This window comes from Candidatus Thermoplasmatota archaeon, from assembly GCA_018814355.1.
Taxonomy (GTDB): Archaea; Thermoplasmatota; Thermoplasmata; order UBA10834; family UBA10834; genus COMBO-56-21.
Map to the genome: position 1 here is coordinate 1 of JAHIZT010000133.1, position 4,833 is coordinate 4,833.

General features: G+C 50.8%; 4 protein-coding genes. 2 read left to right on the top strand and 2 right to left on the bottom strand.

Annotated elements, in window-relative coordinates; genetic code table 11:
- Positions 1-193: 193 nt before the first annotated feature.
- Complete coding sequence (locus tag KJ653_10210; protein MBU0686200.1) at positions 194-922, bottom strand: cephalosporin hydroxylase family protein; 729 nt, start codon at positions 920-922, stop codon at positions 194-196.
- Positions 923-1,089: 167 nt separating this feature from the next.
- On the opposite strand from KJ653_10210, the gene KJ653_10215 reads away from it, so the two are divergent.
- Positions 1,090-1,689: a class I SAM-dependent methyltransferase gene (locus KJ653_10215; protein ID MBU0686201.1), complete on the top strand. Its 600-nt coding sequence runs from the start codon at positions 1,090-1,092 to the stop codon at positions 1,687-1,689.
- Positions 1,690-1,722: 33 nt separating this feature from the next.
- Here KJ653_10215 and KJ653_10220 read toward each other — a convergent pair whose 3' ends face one another.
- Positions 1,723-3,183: an oligosaccharide flippase family protein gene (locus KJ653_10220; GenBank protein MBU0686202.1), complete on the bottom strand. Its 1,461-nt coding sequence runs from the start codon at positions 3,181-3,183 to the stop codon at positions 1,723-1,725.
- Positions 3,184-3,427: 244 nt separating this feature from the next.
- On the opposite strand from KJ653_10220, the gene KJ653_10225 reads away from it, so the two are divergent.
- Complete coding sequence (locus tag KJ653_10225) at positions 3,428-4,480, top strand: glycosyltransferase family 2 protein (GenBank protein MBU0686203.1); 1,053 nt, start codon at positions 3,428-3,430, stop codon at positions 4,478-4,480.
- Positions 4,481-4,833 lie beyond the last annotated feature (353 nt).

The window sequence follows — 4,833 nt, forward strand, 5'->3', positions numbered from 1 at the left end:
AGGAGGTTGGAGACTCTCTTTTTGCTCTTCATCGAGGATTTCTACAAAGCACTGTGAGGACCTTCTTGACCAGACGAAGACTGTTGAAGGCTTTTTATCCCACCTGTGCTCCGTCAGCTCGTCTAGATTGCACTGTATCTCTAGTGCCCGTGTGGACCTCATGTAGGTCTTCGCGGATCTTGCCTGTCTTGACCTATCGGACCTTCTTCAGGTATCCGCTCGGGTTGTAGGTGAGAACAAATTTCTCCTTAGTCCGGTCCACTTCAAAGCTGGTGTTTTCTCTGAGGAAGTCATGTACCGCGTCATAAGGACCAGGTTTAGGTCCGTCGACGAAGTCATACTTGCATATCCCGTCTTCGACTATGAAGTAGGAGTCGACGGTTACGAACCGGTTGTAGTTCCTCAGCACGTTAAGGGTGTTCTCGTACGTGTGTGATGAGTCCTCTATCACCAGAACATTGCGGCAATCTCTGATTAGTGCATCCACTTTCGAGAGGATCCCGGCGGAGTTGGCATCCCCAGTAATCCATGTGATGCGAGGATGCTTGAAGTCAATCTCCGAATGGTCGATGTCTATCCCGATTACCTTTCCATTGTTGAGCAGGTCCAGCATGTTCGCGAGGAACAGAGTGCTTCCGCCACTTAGGTTGCCGATCTCGATGATTGCGTCAGGCTTGATGTCATGGATTATCTCCTGATAAATCCAGGTATCCATCGGGAACTTCTTTGCCTTCTTCCCCATCCACTTAACCGCCTCCTCGTCCTCATGGCAGTTGGTGTGAAAGTAATTCAGGTAGTTCTCAAATGCACCAGAGTCCTGCACGGGTTCGCGAACAGGGTGGGGTTCAACCCCTGACACTAGGTCATGATCGTGCATGAAGGCATGAATCACTTCGAAAATCCTGTTAGTCTTGAGCTTCATCGTATTCCACCCATATCTTACGGCGTCTGCTCTTAAGTCTTTCCGGTTGGATTAAAGCTGATATCTTCTTCGAATGAGGTCTGACGATTCGAGCCGTGTGTTCCAAGTCTGCTGGCAAATCTCGATGTGCGTAGTATATTAATATGGTCCCTAGTATATCGCAGAACGTGCCTGAAATCACATGGCCTGACGAATTCTTTCCAGTACTGTTCCGGTCTAACTTCATACCGCTGAACGTCAAGACTGTGCTTGACGTGGGTTGTGGAAGAGGTTTTGTGGGGTCTATGCTGAGAATCTACAGAGACCCCACTCGCATTGTTGGCATTGACAACTTCGACCCATCTATCGACTTCGCGAGAAGGATGAAGGCTTATGATGAAGTGGTCAAACTTGATCTGGCGAAGGATGACATTCCATTCAGAGACAATGAGTTCGACCTTGTCGTATGCCTGGAAGTCATAGAGCATCTCAGGAAGGATGACGGACTGAGACTCCTCGGGAGGATGGAGAGTGTCGGCAAACGACTCATAATCTCAACGCCCGGTGTCTATTTTCCGCAACCTAACTACGAGGATAACCCTCACCAGGCGCATATCAGCTTCTACAGCGCGAAGGAGTTGAGGAGGAGGGGATACTCGGTATATGGGGTGGGTTCACTCACTCTCTGGGGCAAAAAGATACCGCATATATCACAAATCCTTGGCCGGGCAACGTTCAGGTTCCCGGGGCTGTCCGAATCGGTTCTGGCAATTAAGGAAAAGGGATAGGACGGGAAGTTCATTCGGCCGAAGCCACATGTGCTAGCCCGTTGAATCCTCCGCCCTTCTGAACAGCACCTGTTTAACGTCTCTGAGATCCTCAAGAAGTCTCCCCTTTGAGAGGACCGATCCTAAGGCTAGGAAGACTACGACAACAGCGGATGCCGCTAGGATCAGCGTGAGTAGAGAGAGGCCAAGATACCACGAAATCATGAGGGCAACCAAGCCTGAAACTCCACCAGAAAAGAGGAATGGCAGGATCTCATAGGCGATATCTCTACCGTGTTGGCCCACAATTCGCGCAGTCTTGTGCATGACATAGAGGCATTTGACTCCCTCGAATGCCATTACGACGGCGGAGACGCCGGTCATTCCCCAAATATCAGCTGCAAGAACCATCATCGGAATCTCTGGAATCACGACGGCGAATGTGATCCGATAGACTAGCTCTGGCCTTCCTACCGCGAGGAAGACATTCCCTGCCGGAGATGTAATTGCGATGAATAGACCCGCAAGAGCGAGGAACGAAAGGCTTGTAATGCCTGCTTCCCAGTTGGCGCCTAGTAGCACAGAGACGAATATCATGCTCCCCCCGGCGAGACCGAAGGAGACCAGCGAGGAGAATTCGGACACGATCCTGAGAGTGTCGCCATACGCCTTTCTCAGGACCTCCGGTCTGTTGACCAGCACTGTGTATGTGGGAAACATGACCGAGTTGATCACGCCTGTCAACAAAGATGGTACAATTGTGCCGAAGAGATACATGTAGTAGTATATGCCGAGCTCCACCTGGCCTGATGTTCCACCAACGATAATCTTGTCGACTGTGCTGGACAAGAGCACTGCAATTGTTCCGAATGTAGCCACACTGCCAAACTTGAAAAGGTTCTTCGCGGTCTGTTTCTGATAACTGCTGCCAATCCATTTGTCCGAGCATCTGAGAAGCACCCCCAGTGACACCAACTGGCCGAGAACCATGCCAATGATAAGTGACCAGTAGGAGAATCCGACGATCGCCAAGGACAAGGACGTGACGGACCAAGTCAAAGAATATGCGATTCTCGCAAGTGATAGTTGCTTGAACCTGAGGTTCTTAGTAAGATTCATTTGGAGCGGAAAAGCAAGGGCCAGAACCAGCAACGAGGTCGCTGCGACGATGAGCGGTACCTGCAGGTCAGCAATCCCAAAGTATTGTGAGATGGGAGACGAAAACAGAGCAATCAGGGCAAATGCCAGAACGGACAATGCTATCCTCAGAATGCTGCCAGTGGCAACGACCTTTCTCCACTCCTCCTTCGAATTGATGACCGCATAGTCAAGTCCCAGTGTTGCTAATTGGCCGGATATCATTGTGATCGTCGCGCACGCAGCAAACAACCCGAAATCGTCTGGGGTGATGATGTTAGCAAGGATCAGCAGGACCGCAGAATTCGTTCCGACAGCCAGGGCCTGTGAGAGCGCTGTCCAGCCGATGTTCGCTGCGGTTTTCTGCCTGAGTCCCATACGGGTTCGAACGCCAAGGGGAGTATGTAATGCTTTTCTCGAGGGATTGATGGTCTGATGTGCCACATCGCAGGGAAAGCGCTCGTCAAAGATCCGCGTTGTCAATTGCCTTGGAAACAAGCATGTGGTCGATGCGGTAGTGTTATCACAATAGGGGCTACGTCTAGGGCCGCACCTCGTGTCCGAAAGGACGATATCAATGATGAGCATTCTGTGGATTGCTAGATGAGGATGTTGTCTCCAAATGATTGGACCACGCGTCGCGATTGTAGTGTTGAACTGGAACCGAGGGCAGGATACAGTCGAATGTATTGAATCGATTTTCAGGAGCTCTTACGATAACTATGAAGTGATTCTCCTGGACAACGGTTCGACTGATGATTCCGTGCATATGATCAGGGAGTTCTGCAAAGGGAATGTGAGAGTGAATTCGTGGCTGTTCGAAAGCAGCCCTGCGCTCGATGAAAAATACCTGCTTGAGTATATCCTTCAGGAGGCCATAAGTGGAGGAGATCCGAACCTGGATAAGACTTACTCCTCCTACCATGCTTCCAAGCGACTCAAGCTGATCGCTTGTGATAGGAACTATGGTTTTGCCGAAGGGAACAACCTGGCGATAAACCACATCCTTAGAGCTGCTGAACCTGACTATGTCATCATCCTGAATAATGATGCGGTGGTCGACAAGGACTGCATCAGTGAACTCGTCAATGCCGTCCAGAGTGACACAGCGGTTGGCTTTGCCAGCCCCAAAGTGCTCTTCTACTCTTTGGATGGTAGGCGGGACGTTCTTCAATTCGCAGGTGGCAGGCTTCTACGGCGCAGAGGATTGTCGACGTCCATTGGAAAGGGGGAAGTGGATAGAGGTCAATTCGATATCAAGCAGCACACTGACTATGCAGCAGGATCGTGCATGCTCGTGACAAGGAAGATGATAGGCCAGGTGGGATTGTTCGATCCTAGGTTCTTTGCGTATTGGGAGGAAGTTGACTGGTGCGTACGCGGGGGCGTTGCCGGGTACAAATCACTCTACGTTCCGAGGGCTCGGATTTGGCACAGGACTTCCTCATCCTCCACTGCTTCCTTTCACACGTACTACATGAACCGTAATCGCCTCTTGTTCATGAAGAAGAACACGTCGCCCATCGACTACATGGCTTTCGTGCTGTACTTGTTCTTTTTCGATTGCTGGCTCGAAACCGTCCGCATACTAATACGGCACGGAGTCGAAATTGCACTGTTGAAATCCTTTCTTAGGGGCCTTTTCGACGGACTGCGGATTCGAAAGAGTATGTGAAGTCTTCGTTGGCGATGCTCTGTAGAAATCCTCGATGAAGAGCAAGAAGAGAGTCTCCAGCCTCCTCGTGTCCGTCCTCTTCGAGTACTTGTGCAGCGTCGTCCAATGAGGCACCATCGTCAATGCAAGCTCGTCAAGGATCACAGTGCAAACATCGAGAATCTCGCAGAAGTCCCTGAACGAATTCCTGAAATGCTGGCGGAGCGCCAGCAGGACCACATGCTGGTGGTCCGTGTACAGGTGATTGGCGTACTTGGACCTCCGGAGGGGATATCTGGCCCTCCTCAGGACCCTCTTCTGACGACGAACTATGCGAACCAGTTTATGCTGGTTCGCTTTCTTCTCATCTCACG

What these genes read in the sequence shown, in the direction of transcription:
- KJ653_10210 (MBU0686200.1), bottom strand. Translation starts at nt 922, where the DNA reads ATGAAGCTCAAGACTAACAGGATTTTCGAAGTGATTCATGCCTTCATG.
- KJ653_10220 (MBU0686202.1), bottom strand. Translation starts at nt 3,183, where the DNA reads ATGGGACTCAGGCAGAAAACCGCAGCGAACATCGGCTGGACAGCGCTC.
- KJ653_10225 (MBU0686203.1), top strand. Translation starts at nt 3,428, where the DNA reads ATGATTGGACCACGCGTCGCGATTGTAGTGTTGAACTGGAACCGAGGG.